Annotated in this window: 4 protein-coding genes; 3 read left to right on the forward strand and 1 reads right to left on the reverse strand. The window is 59.7% G+C overall.

What is annotated here, in order from left to right; genetic code table 11:
* Window positions 1-155 precede the first annotated feature (155 nt).
* The 3 genes from ACWGZX_RS06475 to ACWGZX_RS06485 all read left to right on the forward strand — a co-directional run bounded on the left by ACWGZX_RS06475 (window position 156) and on the right by ACWGZX_RS06485 (window position 5,430).
* Window positions 156-3,209, forward strand: a complete 3,054-nt coding sequence (locus tag ACWGZX_RS06475; RefSeq protein WP_452627725.1) for an Ig-like domain-containing protein — start codon at window positions 156-158, stop codon at window positions 3,207-3,209.
* Window positions 3,210-3,682: 473 nt separating this feature from the next.
* On the forward strand, window positions 3,683-4,042 hold the full coding sequence (locus tag ACWGZX_RS06480) for a DUF6124 family protein (RefSeq protein ID WP_452627726.1): 360 nt from the start codon (window positions 3,683-3,685) through the stop codon (window positions 4,040-4,042).
* Between the two features lie 440 nt (window positions 4,043-4,482).
* Window positions 4,483-5,430, forward strand: a complete 948-nt coding sequence (locus ACWGZX_RS06485; protein ID WP_452625178.1) for an IS110 family transposase — start codon at window positions 4,483-4,485, stop codon at window positions 5,428-5,430.
* Window positions 5,431-5,603: 173 nt separating this feature from the next.
* On the opposite strand, the gene ACWGZX_RS06490 is transcribed toward ACWGZX_RS06485, so the two are convergent.
* The gene (locus ACWGZX_RS06490; protein ID WP_452627727.1) at window positions 5,604-17,267 is read right to left on the reverse strand and encodes a retention module-containing protein; all 11,664 of its coding nucleotides are present in this window, start codon (window positions 17,265-17,267) and stop codon (window positions 5,604-5,606) included.
* Between the last annotated feature and the right edge of the window lie 522 nt (window positions 17,268-17,789).

Genomic DNA, 17,789 nt, shown 5'->3' on the forward strand with positions numbered 1-17,789 from the left:
TTTTTCGGTTCACATCACACGCAGGTGGGCCCATCGAATCAACATGACCGCTCGTCTTAAACCGGTCTTCACCTGTCAGATCTGACAGTAGCCAACCGATCGCCCCCACGTCATAAATCACTCCATCGCCCCCATCCTCGGCAGGAGTCGCCGCCATGCTCATTCAACCGCTGAGAAACCTCGGCCCCCTGGCCCTGCTCGATCCGGAAATTCCCGGGCGCACCGAGCCGCAAAAGCCTGACGGAGCCTGGGGCATCAACTTCGCCGCCGCAAAGGGCAATTTTCCCGACAAGGGCTTGAAGGTCCATATCCCCACCTGGGCAAACATGAGCAAAGGTGATTCAGTCAAGCTGCTGTGGCAGGGAGGTGTGGAGGATCAGCACACCATCACCCAAGACACCGAAATCGGTGAGCGCGTGACCTTGTGGGTCGAGCCCGGGCGACTTCAGACCGGTGCCTTTACGCTGAGCTACACGGTCAAGCGACTTAGCCAGCAAGAGGAACCCCACACCCCGCCCGTCAAGCTCGACGTTAAACTTGAGTTGCCCGGCGGTCAGGATCTAGACCCGGACTGGGGGCATTCCGGGCTGTACATGGGGTTCGAGCCGCCGGAGATCGTTCAGGACGGCGTCGACAAGGACACCATCGAAGACGGCGTATATATCATCGTCAAGGCCGAACCCGGCAGCGGCAGCGACCGGCCTTACGAACACATCGCCGTGGGCGACGTGATCACGGCGAGCTGGGGCGGCAAACTGGTGGTGTCCGCGCCGGTGACCCTGGCTCAGATCGCCGACCCGGTACCTAATCCCATCAAGGTCCACATCGACGAAGCCACCCTCCTCGCCGCCGGGGACTCAGACCTCGACGGCCTCGCGGTGACCTTCATGGTTCGCGACCGGGTGCTCAACCAGTCCGAAGACTGGTGCAAGGAAACACGCATCGTCGTCGACACCGGCAACTCACGACTGGAAGCGCCCATCCTCAAGCAGGCCAACGGCAGCGTACTCGATCTCGACAGGCTCGGTGATGAACAACTGGACCTCCAAGTGTGGGTGGCTACCGGTTTTCAGTTGAACGACACCATCATCATGAAAATCAAGGGCACCACCCTTGAGGGTGAACCCATCGAGGTCACCGTCCGCCAACTCATCGAGAAAAACCCGCCAGTGGTGGTCGACGTGATGCTGCCCAACGCCCCTGCCCGTGCCCTGGCGAAAACCCAAGCGGTATTTTCCTATGACCTGGAGCGCGGTGATTCGGTCATCCAGCGCTCCAAGGGCCGTTTCATCAACATCATCGGCGAACCCAAACGCCTGGCCGCGCCAATCGCTGTCGACGAGCAACAAGGGGCCCTCGACCCCGATCTGCCCCGCACCACCGTGCGCATTCCCTTTGATCCGCTGATTCAGACCGGTATGGCAATCGAACTCGTCTGGTTCGGCGTCCGCGCTGACTTGAGCACGTATGAGCCTCTGTTCGACTGGTTCTTTCCCAGCGACGAAGAAGCCAACGATCCCGGCGGTTTCACCATCACAGTCGAGGGCCAACACCTCAAGACCCTCGAGGGCGGTACGCTGAAACTGTCGTACAACCTGCTCAGCGACGAAGACGGCGTGATTGTCAGTCGCAGCTCTTTGCCTGCCGCGCAGCTGAACGTCGGCGAGCCGCAGTTTGAACTGGTCAAACCCATCGTCCTCGGCGAACAGAACGGCGTGCTGGAACCCAACGAGCTGCCCGGCGGCGCGAGCAAACTCACCGCACAGAGGCCGACCGTGAAACCGACGGAGGCCGGCGATATCGTGACCTACACCCTGATCGGTGAAGTGACCGGCAAAAAGGAAGACTCGGTCACCCTCAACTCTTTGTCCAAGGACAAGGACGTGAACTTCTCCCTCAACGCTGCATTCGTAGCTCAATTCATCGAACCCAATCGCGGGACAAAGATGACCGCGAGTTACCGGATCTGGCGCGCCAAAACCAATGAGACCAGTCATTCGAATGTGTTGGAGTTTTTTGTCGGTGTAGCGGTGGAACTGGAGCCTGCGACGATTACCTCGGTAAAAGGCTCGCCGAGCGGCGACGAAATCTCCCCCGGTGGCGACACGATCGAGACCAGCGTGACGTTGACCGGTACGGCCAAAAAAGGTCAGAAGGTCCGGGTGCTGGACGGCGACACGCCAAAGGGCGAGCCCACCGCCGACCTGACGACGGGGATCTGGTCACAGTTGGTGACGGACCTGAGCGTGACGCTCCACAGCTTTACCGCCGAGCCGCTGTATGGTGCGGGGACACCTTCTGAGGTGTGGGAGTTGACCGTGTTGGCGGATGACACGCTATCTATTACTTCGGTGAAAGGCTCCCCGAGTGGTGTCGAGATTCCCACCAACACATCTACAACTGAAACCGCGTTCATGTTCAGCGGCAAGGGGAGCGCCAATCTAAAGATTGAGTTGCGTGATGCCGGTGTTGTAAAGGCCCCCATCACCATAGGCTCGACGGGAGACTGGACACATACCCTGGCCGACCAGTCGGAGGGAGTTCACCGCTACACAGTAAAAGTGCTGGATGGCGCTGAACCCGTATCAGATGAATGGAAAATCACCGTGGGTAAAGCCCTGACAATCGATGACCGCCCTATGAATTTGAATGGCAAAAAGGTGATTCAAGGCGGTAATTATGGGTTGCAGGCGAAGGAGGTTGCTGGAAATACCGCCGTGCGGGCAGCCAGCGGTGGTGTGATGCCCTACACCTATAAGTCGCTAAATCCAGAAATCGCATCGGTAGAGACTAGTGGCAAGGTCACAGGGCTCCGAAATGGCTCAGCTACCATCACTGTTACGGACGCGGCCGGTAACAGTGTTTCTTATCCTGCCCAAGTCACTAACGTTTATAGGCTTTTGCTAAACGACTCATACCTTACCCCAGCGGAAGCTGTCAGCTGGATGCGAAGTGTTGGCGCCGAGATGTTTCATAACGACGGAAGTCCTATTGGATTTCATATTAACGCCCACAATTTTGTGGATGTAACACCTATTTATGGCGGACGAGGTATCAGCTACGGGCGATGGGCGACGTTGAATTTATCCTATCCAACAACGTACATAATTTCTCGCTCGCTTTCAGAAGCTTACGGAAATGAGGCAGCTGGAAATAGCCTTCTCACACTAACTGAAACTAAACGCTCAATGGCATGTATTCCGACCTGATCTATTCAGCAGCATGCCAATCGAAAAAAGGGGACGCGGAAAAAGGAGGAAAAAGAGAAAGGGGACGCATTTATTTACCTACCCGATATTTCGTCCTCTTCGACTGAGTGAGCAATAAACGGAGATGTTTAAAAGACATCTCCAGACACTCTCTCAGGCTACACATCCTTGCGTCGTTGCCTACGACTACGCCAGAATCCGCCGGCTTGTGCGCCTTGGGCCTGGGCTCTATCGTTTCCGTGTCGCTGACCAATCAGCGATCGGGTTTAGCAGCTCGGAGACATCAAGGTGCATCAGTATCGCCTCTGATCAATCGACAGTTTCGTCTATTGGTCTGCGTTATGGCGGCTATGCGTGGGGCACTTCGGTGCGCCGGGTTCCTTGATGCCCTGGTCTGCTAACCCGCGTACAGCCGCCACCCTTCTTCGTTTAGCAGCGATGGGTGAGGGCTCCAATCATCAAGGAGTTTCACCATGTTCAAAATCACACCCAACCCACCCGAACCCGACGACGTTTCCCCCTACCAAACCGCCGATTCCAAAAAACTCAACAACGCCGCCGACCGCGCCCTCGATTACTACCTCAAACCGGTCATCCCCAAAGACACCCCGCGCAAACCCAGCACCATCTACTTCGTCGGCCCCGACACCGATAACGAAACCCTGCTGGTGAATGCCTGTGAAACGTTGGCGTCGGCGAGTGTGATGTTGAGCGATTTTGCGGGGCAACTGAACGGTACACAGCGCCACACCCTGCTGGGCATTCAACACTCTGTCATGTTGGGTGAACTGGCGGTGAATCGGATGCTGGATAACGTCGATCCGCATTGTTAACGCGCCATTGCGGCGAGACACAGTCCTGTGGTGAGGGAGCTTGTCGGAACGCCGCACCTTCCCGCTCGGCGGCGAGGCCGTCGCAATCCAGGTGAATGCGATCTGACTGAAAGACTGCGGTGAATGGTTTTGGGGTTGCTGCGCAACCCAGCGGGAGCAAGCTCCCTTGCCACAATGGCCAGGTTGATAGCAGAGTTTTGTGGTGTTTGGTCTGGCCTCTTCGCGAGCAGGCTCGCTTGTATGGTAGGACTTGAAGGGAGGAGGAGGGACAAGGCTCGTTTCTGACTGTTGACGCAGTACAGACCGTGGGAGATTTCGCCCCTCCTCCTTTCACCCAAGCGCCGATAAAGAATGCTTCTGGCTAGACCGACGATAGGAACAAGCCTGCGCCTCTGGGTGAGCCCTTCAAGTGCTTAAAACCTTATCCCGGAGGAAATCCAATGGCAATGCCGGTTCTTGTTTCAAAGCCGATCGTGGGTGTGGATGTCGCCAAGAATGAATTGGTGATTTATCAGGCAGAGTTCGATTTGCTCGAAGAAATCCCCAACACCAAAGCGGCCATCAAGCAGTGGTTGAAGGCCTTGCCGGGGACAGTGGCGATCGCCATTGAGGCCACCAACATCTATCACCTGGAGTTTGCTGACTTGGCCTATGAGGCCGGTTGCACTATTTACATGGTGGGCGGCTATGAACTCAGTCATTACCGAAAAGGTGTCAAAGTTCGCGCCAAAACTGATGCGCTAGATGCCAAGTTACTTGCCCGTTATTTAAAGAACGAAGCTGAGGAGCTTCATCCGTGGACCCCGCCGTCACCGCTGTACCGCCAGCTCTTGAGCCTTTTCCGCCGCCGGGCGGCTTTGGTCCAGGCGCGAGTTGGCCTGGTGCAAAGCTGGGCGAATGAACCGTTGCTGAAAACCGCTTTCGCCGAGCAAGTGAAATCCATGCAGCAACTTGAAGTGCTGGTCGAAAAGACGATTAAGGACCATCTGAAAGAAGCCGGCTTGCTCGGCCAGTTAAAGCGGTGTCTGAAAGTTGAAGGTATTGGTTTTTTGACCGGAGCTCGCTTGATTGCGGCTTTTCAGCGGGGTGACTTCAGAAACGCGAATGCCTTTATCGCCTTCTTGGGAATGGATTTGCGGGTGGCGAAGTCAGGACAAAAAGATTGTCGCCGGAGTTTGAGCAAGCGAGGTGACCCAGAGGCCCGGCGCCTTTTGCACAATGCAGCGATGTCGGCCAGCCGAACGGCGGCCTGGAAAGGATTTTACGAAGCGCAAAGAGCTCGGGGCTTCAGCACCACTCAGGCGCTGGTAATGCTGGCTCGCAAGCTTGCTCGGGTTGTATTCGCCCTGCTGAACGGGCAAAGCGAATACCAACCGAAAACCAGTTGAGGGCTTCCCCTCAACCATAGAATCTCCCACAGGGGATTTGTGTCGTTCACAAATTTTGTGTTCAAAACCAAAACCTGTGGGAGCGAGCCTGCTCGCGATGGCGGTGTCACAGGCAACAAAAACCCGCCATTCCTTATCCAGGAATGGCGGGTTTTATCGTTTCAGCTTTCAGATCACACGGTATCCACCTTCAACGAATGGTCGTTCAACATGCCATTGATGATGGTCGCCGTATCGTGACCACCCGCCACCACACCGCCCGCTCCCGGCGTGACGCCGTAATGGCTGGCGAGGTTGACGCCGGCCAGGTCGATGGTCTGGTTCGGCGTGGCGCCGGCCATGGCGCTGACGTCGATGCTGGTCAGTACCGAGGCGCCGCTGCCCACGACTTTGAAGTGCAGGTAGTCATCCAGTGACGCCGCGGTGCCGTTTTCGCCCTGCAGCAATTGCGACAAGTCGAGTTTGTCGGTGCCTGAGGTGAAGTCGGTGACGACGTCGTGGCCGCTGTTGCCTTTGAGCCACTGGAAGGTGTCGGCCCCTGCCCCGCCGGTAAGGGTGTTGTTGCCCAGACCGCCGATCAGGAAGTCATCACCGCCGCCACCCTTGAGGATGTCGTCGCCCAACCCGCCATTGATGATGTTGCTGTTGTTGTCGCCCGTGAGGCTGTCGTTGAGGTTGGAGCCGACCAGGTTTTCGATCCCGGTGAGGGTATCGGTACCGGCGCCTCCGGTGTTTTGCGCGGTGGTCAGACCCAGATCGACCGTGACCCCGGCAGTCGCATGGGCGTAGTTTGCGGTGTCGATGCCGGTACCGCCGTCGAGCAGGTCGTTGCCGATGCCGCTGAACAGCAAGTCATTGCCGGCGCCGCCGTGCAGTTCGTTGTTGCCGGTGCCGGCGGTGAGCACATCGTTACCATCGCCGGCATTGATGACGTTGTTGCCGGTACCTGCCACCAACACGTCATCGCCCGCCGTGCCGGTGAGGGTGTGGCCGTCCTGGTAGCTGATGGTTACGGCCGCGGTGTCGCTGCCGCCGTGGTTGTCGTTGGCGGTGTAGGTGCCGTGAGCGTCTGATGTGAGGTCATGGGCACCGGCGTAGTTGACGGTCATGGTCAGCTGGTAGTCCTCGTCTCCTTTGGCGTTGCCGCCACTGGTATTTTCGATGTTAGTGATGTGGATCTGATAGGTCCCATCCGCCGACGCGCTGATCGCCCCGCCGTTCACAATACCGACGAAGGCGCCACCATTGAGGGAATATTCCATGGTGATGTGCCCGTCCGCCAGGTTGTGATCCAGGTTGAGGGTTTCACCCGCTTTGAGCTTCACGGTGATGAGGTCTTCATCACTGGCCTTGTTGCCTGTCACCTGCCCCAGATACCCGCTGACCACCAGTAGCGCCGTCATCGCGGCGGTATTGTCCGCAAAGGAACTGCGCACGTCCGCCAGAGAGTTACTGCTCGTGAAGTTGACTGCGCCGGTGCCGGTGAAATCCGCGCTCTTGATCACCCAACCCGTATTGAAGGAAGTTGGCGAGGCGGTCAGCGGATCCTTGTCGGCATCGGTGTCGTTGGCCAGCAGCAGTTCGCCCGGCACCGCGATGTTGCTCGACAGCACGTTGGTGATGATGTGGTCATCGACCGCCACCGGTGCCGCGTTCGGAATGACTTTGACCGTCAGCGTGGAGCTGGCCAGGTCGCCGTCGTTGTCGCTGACGGTGAAGCCGATGTTTTCGGTGATGACCACTGCTGTGGTTTTCTGCGAGGTGTAGTTGTACTCGCCGGTATCGAGGTTCACCACCAGCGTGCCGCCATTGTTGGTGGCGATGCTGATGCTGTTGTTCACCGTGTTGAACGTGCCGTGATTATCGCCGCCACTGAAGTTCAACGAACCCTGGTTGGTGTTGCCTTTAGGGTCGTAGGTGTAGGTGGTGCCGTCGACCGTGAGGGTTTTGATGAAACCGCCATCGGCACCGAACGTACCGCCCTCCAGCAATGTACCGGTGACCGGTGCACCGACCACGGTGCCCGAGAGCACCGAGTTGAGCTGGATGAGATCGGTCACCACTACCGCGTTGGTGTTGGTGTGGGTACTGCCGTCATAGGCCAGCGGATCGAGGTTGGCGTTGCTCACGCCGCTGCCCAGGCCGATCGCGTAGTTCTTGATGCTGTTGGCGTCGAGGAAGGCTTTGAGTGCGGCCTCGTCCGCCGTACCCGTCTCCTGGCCGGTGGTCGGTTTGCCGTCAGAGAAGAAGTAGCCGACGTTCTGGGCACCGGTCAGTTTTCCGGATGTATTAAACGCAGTCTGCAGCATTGCCACCGCCGCATCGTAGTTGGTGCCACCGTTCGCTGTCAGGCTGGCGAGGAGCGTCTTCGCGGTCGCTACGTCGACCCACACCGACGTTCTGTCGGTGGCACTGCTGCTGAAGGTGACGAGTTGCACTTTCACATCGCCAAGGTCGTCGTACTTGTCGAGCAAGGCGCTGATGGCCGATTTGGCCAACGCTAACCGCGACAGGCCTGGCACACCGGAGTCGTCGGCCATACTGCCGGAGATGTCGAGCACGATCAGCAAGTTGGAGTCGATTTCCACCGCTGCCACCGAGCGATCCGACTCCACTGCTTTCGGCACGTCGTCGACGATGTTGACGACGATGGTGCTGGTGGTGCTGTTGCCCAGGGCATCGGTGGCTTTGTAGGTGAAGCTTTCGCTCAGGGTGTTTGTCCCGTCGTTGGCGTTCGGCGATGTTTTCGGCGCCGAGGTCAGGGTGTAGGTGTACGTGCCGTCGGCGTTGAGCTGGATCTGCCCGTATATGCCGGTGGCACTGCCAACCAGGCTGTAGGTGAATGTGCCGCTGCCGCCGGTGACCGAACCGACCAGCGTCCCGGTGGCGGATTCCCCGGTGTTGCCCGGGTCGCTGCCGGTGACGGTGCCCCCTGCGAGGTCCAAACCGTCCTGATTCAGGTCGAGGGCTTTTTCGTAGACCGTCACGTCCTGGTCAATCACGGCTTTCAGGGCATTGTCGGTGACGTTGATGGTGATGGTGGTGGTGCTTTCGTCGCCATCGGAATCGCGAATGGTGTAGGTGAACGTGTCGGTAGCGCCCGCCGCCCCCACCGAGTTCGGGTTGCTGTGGTACACGGCATTGCCGGCGGCATCCAGGGTCAGGTAGCCGTAGGTGCCATTGATATTGTTGCCCAACCCGCCGACCGCCGAGGTCGACGTGTTACTGCCGGCACGTACGCCAATCACCGCCCCACCGACAGCCGGGCCATCGGCGCCCAACACGTCGTTGCCCAGTACGCTGATGTTGACCGTTGCGCCTTCCACCGCACTGGCGGTATTCGGCGCTGCGGTGGGCAGGTCATCGACGATGTTGACGTTGATCTGACCCGACGCGGTGCTGCCGTCGGTGTCCGTGGCAACCACATCGATATTTTCGGTGAGGCTGTTGGCACCGTTGGCGGTTAGATGGGCTTCGTTATCCACCAGGGTGTAGCTGTAGCTGATGACACCGGTGGTCGAGTCGTAGCCAGTGATGGTCAGCGTGTTGCCCAGCGCCGTGACGATTGTTTGCGGGAAGCCCGCCGTCACACCACCAGCCACCACATGAATGCCGTCGACATCGAGGGTTTGCAAGCCATCAAGCGCGGTCACTGTGAAGGTGCCGTTCTTCGTCAGGGCCGGGGTGTTCGGGTTGGTGCCGTCACTGAGGTTTTTCTCGTAGACGGTCAACTCGCCGCCGTAGACGTTGAGGCCGTTGAGGGTGACCGGGTCATCGTTGTTGTGGATATTCAGCACCAGGTTGGCGGTGCTGGTATCGCCGTCGGCATCAGTGAGGGTGTAGGCGAAGGTTTCCGTGCCGTTGCCATTGCCGTGCAGCGCTTTGAACTCGCCACTGCTGGTGTTCAGGGTGTAGGTGTACGTGCCGTTGGCGTTCAACACCAGAGTGCCGTAACTCCCGGCAAAAGTGCCTGGGGTGATAGGACCGGCATTGGGGCCGGTCGGTATGCGGTCGGCGCCTTGCACGTCATTGGTCAGGACGTTGCCGTTGAGGGTCAGCAGGGTTTCCGATGCGGTGCTGGCGTTGCTGTCGTACACGGCTTGAGGCCGGTCGTCGATGATGTTGACGTCGAGCGTGCCGTTGGCGGTGGTGCCGTTATCGTCGACCACGGTCACGGCGAATTGCTCTGGCAGTGAGTTGGCGTCGTTAGCGGTTGGATGCGCGTCGTTGTGATCCAAGGTGTAGCTGTAGCTCACGACGCCAGTCGTGGCGTTGAACCCGGTGATGGTCAGCGTGCTGCCCAATGGTGTGACGATCGATTGCGGGAAGCCCGCCGTCACGCCACCGGCCACCACATGAAGGCCACCGACATCGAGGGTTTGCAGGCCGTCGAGCGCGGTCACGGTGAAAGTGCCGTTCTGGGTCAGCGCCGGGGTGTTCGGGTTGGTGCCGTCGCTAAGGTTTTTCTCGTAGACGGTTAGTTCGCCGCCGTAGACGTTGAGGCCATTGAGGGTCACCGGATCGTCGTTGTTGTGGATTTGCAGCACCAGGTTCGCGGTGCTGGTATCGCCGTCGGCATCAGTGAGGGTGTAGGCGAAGGTTTCCGTGCTGTTGCCATTGCCGTGCAGCGCTTTGAAATCGGCATTGCTGGTGTTCAGGGTGTAGGTGTACGTGCCGTTGGCGTTCAACATCAGAGTGCCGTAAGTCCCGGTAAACGTGCCGGCGGTGATCGGGCCGGCATTTTCCCCGAGGGTCACGCGGTCGGCGCCTTGCATGTCGTTGGTCAATACATTGTCGTTGAGGGTCAGCAGGGTTTCCGATGCGGTGCTGGCGTTGCTGTCGTCCATGCCTTGAGGCCGGTCATCGACGATGTTGACGTCGAGCGTGCCGTTGGCGGTGGTGCCGTTGTCGTCGACCACGGTGACGGCGAATTGTTCTGGCAGTGAGTTGGCGTTGTTACCGGTGGGGTGGGCTTCGTTGTCGGCCAGGGTGTAGCTATAGCTCACGACGCCAGTCGTGGCGTCGAACCCGGTGATCGTCAGCGTGCTGCCCAATGGTGTGACGATGGATTGCGGGAAGCCGGCGGCGGTACCGCCAACCACCACGTTGATGCCACCGACGCTCAGGGTCTGCACGCCATCGAGGGCGGTGATGGTGAAGGTGTCGTTCTGGGTCAGCGCCGGGGTGTTCGGGTTGGTGCCGTCGCTGAGGTTTTTCTCGTAAACGGTCAACTCGCCGCCGTACACATCGAGGCCGTTGAGGGTCACTGGATCGTCGTCGTTGTGGATGTTCAGCACCAGGTTGGCGGTGCTGGAATCGCCGTCGGCATCGGTGAGGGTGTAGGCGAAGGTTTCCGTGCTGTTGCCATTGCCGTGCAGCGCTTTGAAATCGGCATTGCTGGTGTTCAGGGTGTAGGTGTACGTGCCGTTGGCGTTCAGCACCAACGTGCCGTAAGTCCCGGCAAAGGTGCCGGGGGTGATCGGGCCGACATTTTCCCCGAGGGTCACGCGGTCGGCGCCTTGTACGTCGTTGGTCAGTACATTGCCGTTGAGGGTCAGCAGGGTTTCCGATGCGGTGCTGGCGTTGCTGTCGTACACGCCTTGAGGCCGGTCGTCGATGATGTTGACGTCGAGCGTGCCGTTGGCGGTGGTGCCGTTATCGTCGACCACGGTCACGGCGAATTGCTCTGGCAGTGAGTTGGCGTCGTTGCCAGTGGGGTGGGCTTCGTTGTCAGCCAGGGTGTAGCTGTAGCTCACGACGCCAGTCGTGGCGTTGAAGCCGGTGATCGTCAGCGTGCTCCCCAACGGAGTCATGACAGATTGCGGGAACCCAGTTGTCACACCGCTGGTAACTACCGCGATGCCGCCGACGCTCAGGGTCTGCACGCCATCGAGGGCGGTAATGGCGAAGGTGCCACTTTGGGTCAGCGCCGGGGTATCGGGGCTGCTGCCGTCGCTGAGGTTTTTCTCGTAGACGGTCAACTCGCCGCCGTACACATCGAGGCCGTTGAGGGTCACTGGATCGTCGTCGTTGTGGATGTTCAGCACCAGGTTGGCGGTGCTGGAATCGCCGTCGGCATCGGTGAGGGTGTAGGCGAAGGTTTCCGTGCTGTTGCCATTGCCGTGCAGCGCTTTGAAATCGGCATTGCTGGTGTTCAGGGTGTAGGTGTACGTGCCGTTGGCGTTCAACACCAGAGTGCCGTAAGTCCCGGCAAAGGTGCCGGGGGTGATCGGGCCGGCATTGGGGCCGGTCAGTATGCGGTCGGCGCCTTGCACATCATTGCTCAGGACGTTGCCGTTGAGGGTCAGCAGGGTTTCCGATGCGGTGCTGGCGTTGCTGTCGTACACGGCTTGAGGCCGGTCGTCGATGATGTTGACGTCGAGCGTGCCGTTGGCGGTGGTGCCGTTATCGTCGACCACGGTCACGGCGAATTGCTCTGGCAGTGAGTTGGCGTCGTTGCCAGTGGGGTGGGCTTCGCTGTCGGCCAGGGTGTAGCTGTAGCTGACCACGCCCGTGGTGGCGTCGAACCCGGTGATGGTCAGCGTACTGCCCAGCGGAGTCGTGACAGATTGCGGGAACCCAGTTGTCACACCGTTGGTGACTACCGCGATGCCGCCGACGCTCAGGGTCTGCAGGCCATCGAGGGCGGTAATGGCGAAGGTGCCACTTTGGGTCAGCGCCGGGGTGTTCGGGTTGGTGCCGTCGCTGAGGTTTTTCTCGTAGACGGTTAGTTCGCCGCCGTAGACGTTGAGGCCATTGAGGGTCACCGGATCGTCGTTGTTGTGGATTTGCAGCACCAGGTTGGCAGTGCTGGTGTCGCCATCGGCATCGGTGAGGGTGTAGGCGAAGGTTTCCGTGCCATTGCCATTGCCGTGCAGGGCTTTGAACTCGCCATCACTGGTGTTCAGCGTGTAGGTGTACGTGCCGTTGGCGTTCAACACCAGAGTGCCGTAAGTCCCGGCAAACGTGCCTGGGGTGATGGGACCGGCATTGGGGCCGGTCAGTATGCGGTCGGCGCCTTGCACGTCATTGCTCAGGACGTTGCCGTTGAGGGTCAGCAGGGTTTCCGATGCGGTGCTGGCGTTGCTGTCGTACACGGCTTGAGGCCGGTCGTCGATGATGTTGACGTCGAGCGTGCCGTTGGCGGTGGTGCCGTTATCGTCGACCACGGTCACGGCGAATTGCTCTGGCAGTGAGTTGGCGTCGTTGCCAGTGGGGTGGGCTTCGTTGTCAGCCAGGGTGTAGCTGTAGCTCACGACGCCAGTCGTGGCGTTGAAGCCGGTGATCGTCAGCGTGCTCCCCAACGGAGTCGTGACAGATTGCGGGAACCCAGTTGTCACACCGCTGGTAACTACCGCGATGCCGCCGACGCTCAGGGTCTGCACGCCATCGAGGGCGGTAATGGCGAAGGTGCCACTTTGGGTCAGCGCCGGGGTATCGGGGCTGCTGCCGTCGCTGAGGTTTTTCTCGTAAACGGTCAACTCGCCGCCGTACACATCGAGGCCGTTGAGGGTCACTGGATCGTCGTCGTTGTGGATGTTCAGCACCAGGTTGGCGGTGCTGGAATCGCCGTCGGCATCGGTGAGGGTGTAGGCGAAGGTTTCCGTGCTGTTGCCATTGCCGTGCAGCGCTTTGAAATCGGCATTGCTGGTGTTCAGGGTGTAGGTGTACGTGCCGTTGGCGTTCAGCACCAACGTGCCGTAAGTCCCGGCAAAGGTGCCGGGGGTGATGGGACCGGCATTGGGGCCGGTCGGTATGCGGTCGGCGCCTTGTACGTCGTTGGTCAGTACATTGCCGTTGAGGGTCAGCAGGGTTTCCGATGCGGTGCTGGCGTTGCTGTCGTACACGCCTTGAGGCCGGTCGTCGATGATGTTGACGTCGAGCGTGCCGTTGGCGGTGGTGCCGTTATCGTCGACCACGGTCACGGCGAATTGCTCTGGCAGTGAGTTGGCGTCGTTGCCAGTGGGGTGGGCTTCGTTGTCAGCCAGGGTGTAGCTGTAGCTCACGACGCCAGTCGTGGCGTTGAAGCCGGTGATCGTCAGCGTGCTCCCCAACGGAGTCGTGACAGATTGCGGGAACCCAGTTGTCACACCGCTGGTAACTACCGCGATGCCGCCGACGCTCAGGGTCTGCACGCCATCGAGGGCGGTGATGGTGAAGGTGCCGTTCTGGGTCAGCGCCGGGGTGTTCGGGTTGGTGCCGTCGCTGAGGTTTTTCTCGTAGACGGTCAACTCGCCGCCGTACACATCGAGCCCTTTGAGGATCACCGGATCGTCGTCGTTGTGGATTTTCAGCACCAGGTTCGCGGTGCTGGTATCGCCGTCGGCATCAGTGAGGGTGTAGGCGAAGGTTTCCGTGCCGTTGCCATTGCCGTGCAGCGCTTTGAAATCGGCATTGCTGGTGTTCAGGGTGTAGGTGTACGTGCCGTTGGCGTTCAGCACCAACGTGCCGTAAGTCCCGGCAAAGGTGCCGGGGGTGATGGGACCGGCATTGGGGCCGGTCGGTATGCGGTCGGCGCCTTGTACGTCGTTGGTCAGTACATTGCCGTTGAGGGTCAGCAGGGTTTCCGATGCGGTGCTGGCGTTGCTGTCGTACACGCCTTGAGGCCGGTCGTCGATGATGTTGACGTCGAGCGTGCCGTTGGCGGTGGTGCCGTTATCGTCGACCACGGTCACGGCGAATTGCTCTGGCAGTGAGTTGGCGTCGTTGCCAGTGGGGTGGGCTTCGTTGTCAGCCAGGGTGTAGCTGTAGCTCACGACGCCAGTCGTGGCGTTGAAGCCGGTGATCGTCAGCGTGCTCCCCAACGGAGTCGTGACAGATTGCGGGAACCCAGTTGTCACACCGCTGGTAACTACCGCGATGCCGCCGACGCTCAGGGTCTGCACGCCATCGAGGGCGGTGATGGTGAAGGTGCCGTTCTGGGTCAGCGCCGGGGTGTTCGGGTTGGTGCCGTCGCTGAGGTTTTTCTCGTAGACGGTCAACTCGCCGCCGTACACATCGAGCCCTTTGAGGATCACCGGATCGTCGTCGTTGTGGATTTTCAGCACCAGGTTCGCGGTGCTGGTATCGCCGTCGGCATCAGTGAGGGTGTAGGCGAAGGTTTCCGTGCCGTTGCCATTGCCGTGCAGCGCTTTGAAATCACTATTGCTGGTGTTCAGGGTGTAGGTGTAGGTGCCGTTGGCGTTCAGCATCAACGTGCCGTAAGTCCCGGCAAACGTGCCGGGGGTGATCGGGCCGACATTTTCCCCGAGGGTCACGCGGTCGGCGCCTTGTACGTCGTTGGTCAGTACATTGCCGTTGAGGGTCAGCAGGGTTTCCGATGCGGTGCTGTCGTTGCTGTCGTACACGCCTTGAGGCCGGTCGTCGATGATGTTGACGTCGAGCGTGCCGTTGGCGGTGGTGCCGTTATCGTCGACCACGGTCACGGCGAATTGCTCTGGCAGTGAGTTGGCGTCGTTGCCAGTGGGGTGGGCTTCGTTGTCAGCCAGGGTGTAGCTGTAGCTCACGACGCCAGTCGTGGCGTTGAAGCCGGTGATCGTCAGCGTGCTCCCCAACGGAGTCGTGACAGATTGCGGGAACCCAGTTGTCACACCGCTGGTAACTACCGCGATGCCGCCGACGCTCAGGGTCTGCACGCCATCGAGGGCGGTAATGGCGAAGGTGCCACTTTGGGTCAGCGCCGGAGTATCGGGGCTGCTGCCGTCGCTGAGGTTTTTCTCGTAGACGGTCAACTCGCCGCCGTAGACGTTGAGGCCGTTGAGGGTCACCGGATCGTCGTTGTTGTGGATTTGCAGCACCAGGTTCGCGGTGCTGGTATCGCCGTCGGCATCGGTGAGGGTGTAGGCGAAGGTTTCCGTGCCGTTGCCATTGCCGTGCAGCGCTTTGAAATCACTATTGCTGGTGTTCAGGGTGTAGGTGTAGGTGCCGTTGGCGTTCAGCATCAACGTGCCGTAAGTCCCGGCAAACGTGCCGGGGGTGATCGGGCCGACATTTTCCCCGAGGGTCACGCGGTCGGCGCCTTGTACGTCGTTGGTCAGTACATTGCCGTTGAGGGTCAGCAGGGTTTCCGATGCAGTGCCGGCGTTGCTGTCGTTCACGGCTTGAGGCAGGTCGTCGACGATGTTGACGTCGAGCGTGCCGTTGGCGGTGGTGCCGTTGTCGTCGACCACGGTGACGGTGAACTGCTCAGGCAGTATGTTCGCGTCGTCGCCGATTGAGTGAGCTTCGTTGTTGGCCAGGGTGTAGCTGTAACTGACCACGCCCGTGTTGGCGTTGAACCCGGTGATGGTCAGCGTGCTGCCCAATGGCGTGACGATCGATTGCGGGAAGCCGGCGGCGGTACCGCCAACCACCACGTTGATGCCACCGAAGCTCAGGGTCTGCACGCTGTCGAGGGCGGTGATGGTGAAAGTGCCGCTTTGGGTCAGCGCCGAAGCATCGGGGCTGCTGCCGTCGCCGAGGTTTTTCTCGGAGACGGTGAGTTCGCCACCGTTAGCGTTGAGGCCGTCGAGGGTGACCGGATCATCGTTGTTGTGGATTTGCAGCACCAGATTCGCGGTGCTGGTGTCGCCATCAGCATCGGTCAGCGTGTAGGGGAAGGTTTCTGTGCCACTGCCACCGCCGTGCAGCGCTTTGAAATCGGCATCGCTGGTGTTCAGCGTATAGGTGTAAGTGCCGTTGGGATTGAGCACCAGGGTGCCGTAGGTTCCGGTGAAGGTGCCGCCAATGACTGGGCCGCTGTCGGGGCCAACAGGAATGCGGTCTGCGCCCTGCGTGTCGTTTGGCAGCACACTGCCGGTCAGGGTCAGCAGGGTTTCCGATGCGGTACTGGCGTTGCTGTCATCGACGGCCTTGGGCACGTCGTCAGTGATGTTGACGTCCAGCGTGCCGGTGACGGTGTCACCGTTGCTATCGCCGGCCATCACGGTGATCTGCTCGATGAGGGGGGTGGTGCCGTCGCCAGCCGGATGGATGACGCTTCCGTTGAGGGTGAAGCTGTAACTCACCACGCCAGTGGCCGGGTCGTACGTGATGGTCAGGGTGTTGCCCTGTGGCGTGGTGATCGATTGAGGAACGCCTGCAGCCACACCACCCGTGATGACGTTGATGCCGCCGATGCTCAGGCTGTTCAGCCCGTCGAGCGCCGACACACTGAACGTGCCGTTCTGTGTCAACGCGCCTGGATTACTCGCAGAACCGTTGGGCAGGTTGGCTTCGTTGAAGGTCAGTTCCCCGCCCGCTACCGACAGGCCGACGAGCGTGACCGGATTGTTGACGGGTGTTGGCGGGGGCGCTACGACGGCCGGAGTGCCATCGGAGTTCTGGATATCGGCGTTGTGCCGTTCTTCGGGAAATTCCGGGATGCTGCCAAACCCTGCTGTCGGGAAGCCAATCGTCGGATCGACCCGCCCGCCCACCTCTTCCAGCAAGACAAAAGTGTGGCCGCCGCCCGATGCACCATCGCCCGCCGGGGTCGAGCCAGGCCCTGCCGCAGTGGCTTCAGCGGTCTGCGTCGGGTCAGCGCCCGCCGCGATAGTTTTTTGCAGTTGTTCGACATCGGTCAGCTGCACTTCGCTCGGCGTCACCGCTTCTAAGGTGCCAACGTGGGGCGACTGATGCGCAAGGAGCTGCGGGCTCATCTGTAGATTGCTGCCACGCCCAAGGGTCAGTTCCTCGCCATTTTGCAGATGGACCGCCACCGCGCCTTCGGCTCCGGTGACCAGTTGATCACCGGCGAACAATCGATCGCCCTCGACCAATGCGCGCCGGGTGCCGTCGCTCGCCACCGCGAACACCTGACCAATGACTTTACTGACGATACCGATGAGCGTAGCCATGTGCACTTCCTCCGCTGCCAACAGCTGTCGGCATCCTGTTTTTTCGAAGAAAGTGCTCATGGTTTAAAGCAGGTAACCGAGCAGATCGCCTGCAGGGCGCGTTTACCTGAGTAAGCCGCTGCCCTGGCGATATGCTCGCCCAGCGTGTCGCTCTACCACAGCGTCGGCGACAGCGGGATAAAACCCTCTGCAATCAATGGCTTCGGGGCCCACTTGCGTCGCAACTAGCCTGGTGAACGATGCGTAACAGTCCTGAATCAACCAAGTGACAAAAAACCGTCACTCAAAAACCGTTACGCTGCCCTCCCCTCCAGCACTTCCCAGCCCTAAATCGATAAGTGGACTGAACTTTTCAAAAAACCTTTGAAAGCTCCCTAAAGCTGATAATTCAAAGCCTTTCGCAGTGAACAATGTGCTGGATTTTGCTGATGGCATAAGTTTTTTTTGTCATAAAAGTAATGAGAAATATTTCTTAACTATCCTCTAGAATGTTCTTAGCTCTGTTGTTACAAGGGTGAAACG

The sequence above is a fragment of the Pseudomonas sp. CLCA07 genome (assembly GCF_053615335.1).

Bases quoted from the DNA above. Each gene is read 5' to 3' on its own strand.
- ACWGZX_RS06475 (WP_452627725.1), top strand. From the start codon at position 156: ATGCTCATTCAACCGCTGAGAAACCTCGGCCCCCTGGCCCTGCTCGAT.
- ACWGZX_RS06480 (WP_452627726.1), top strand. From the start codon at position 3,683: ATGTTCAAAATCACACCCAACCCACCCGAACCCGACGACGTTTCCCCC.
- ACWGZX_RS06485 (WP_452625178.1), top strand. From the start codon at position 4,483: ATGGCAATGCCGGTTCTTGTTTCAAAGCCGATCGTGGGTGTGGATGTC.
- ACWGZX_RS06490 (WP_452627727.1), bottom strand. From the start codon at position 17,267: ATGGCTACGCTCATCGGTATCGTCAGTAAAGTCATTGGTCAGGTGTTC.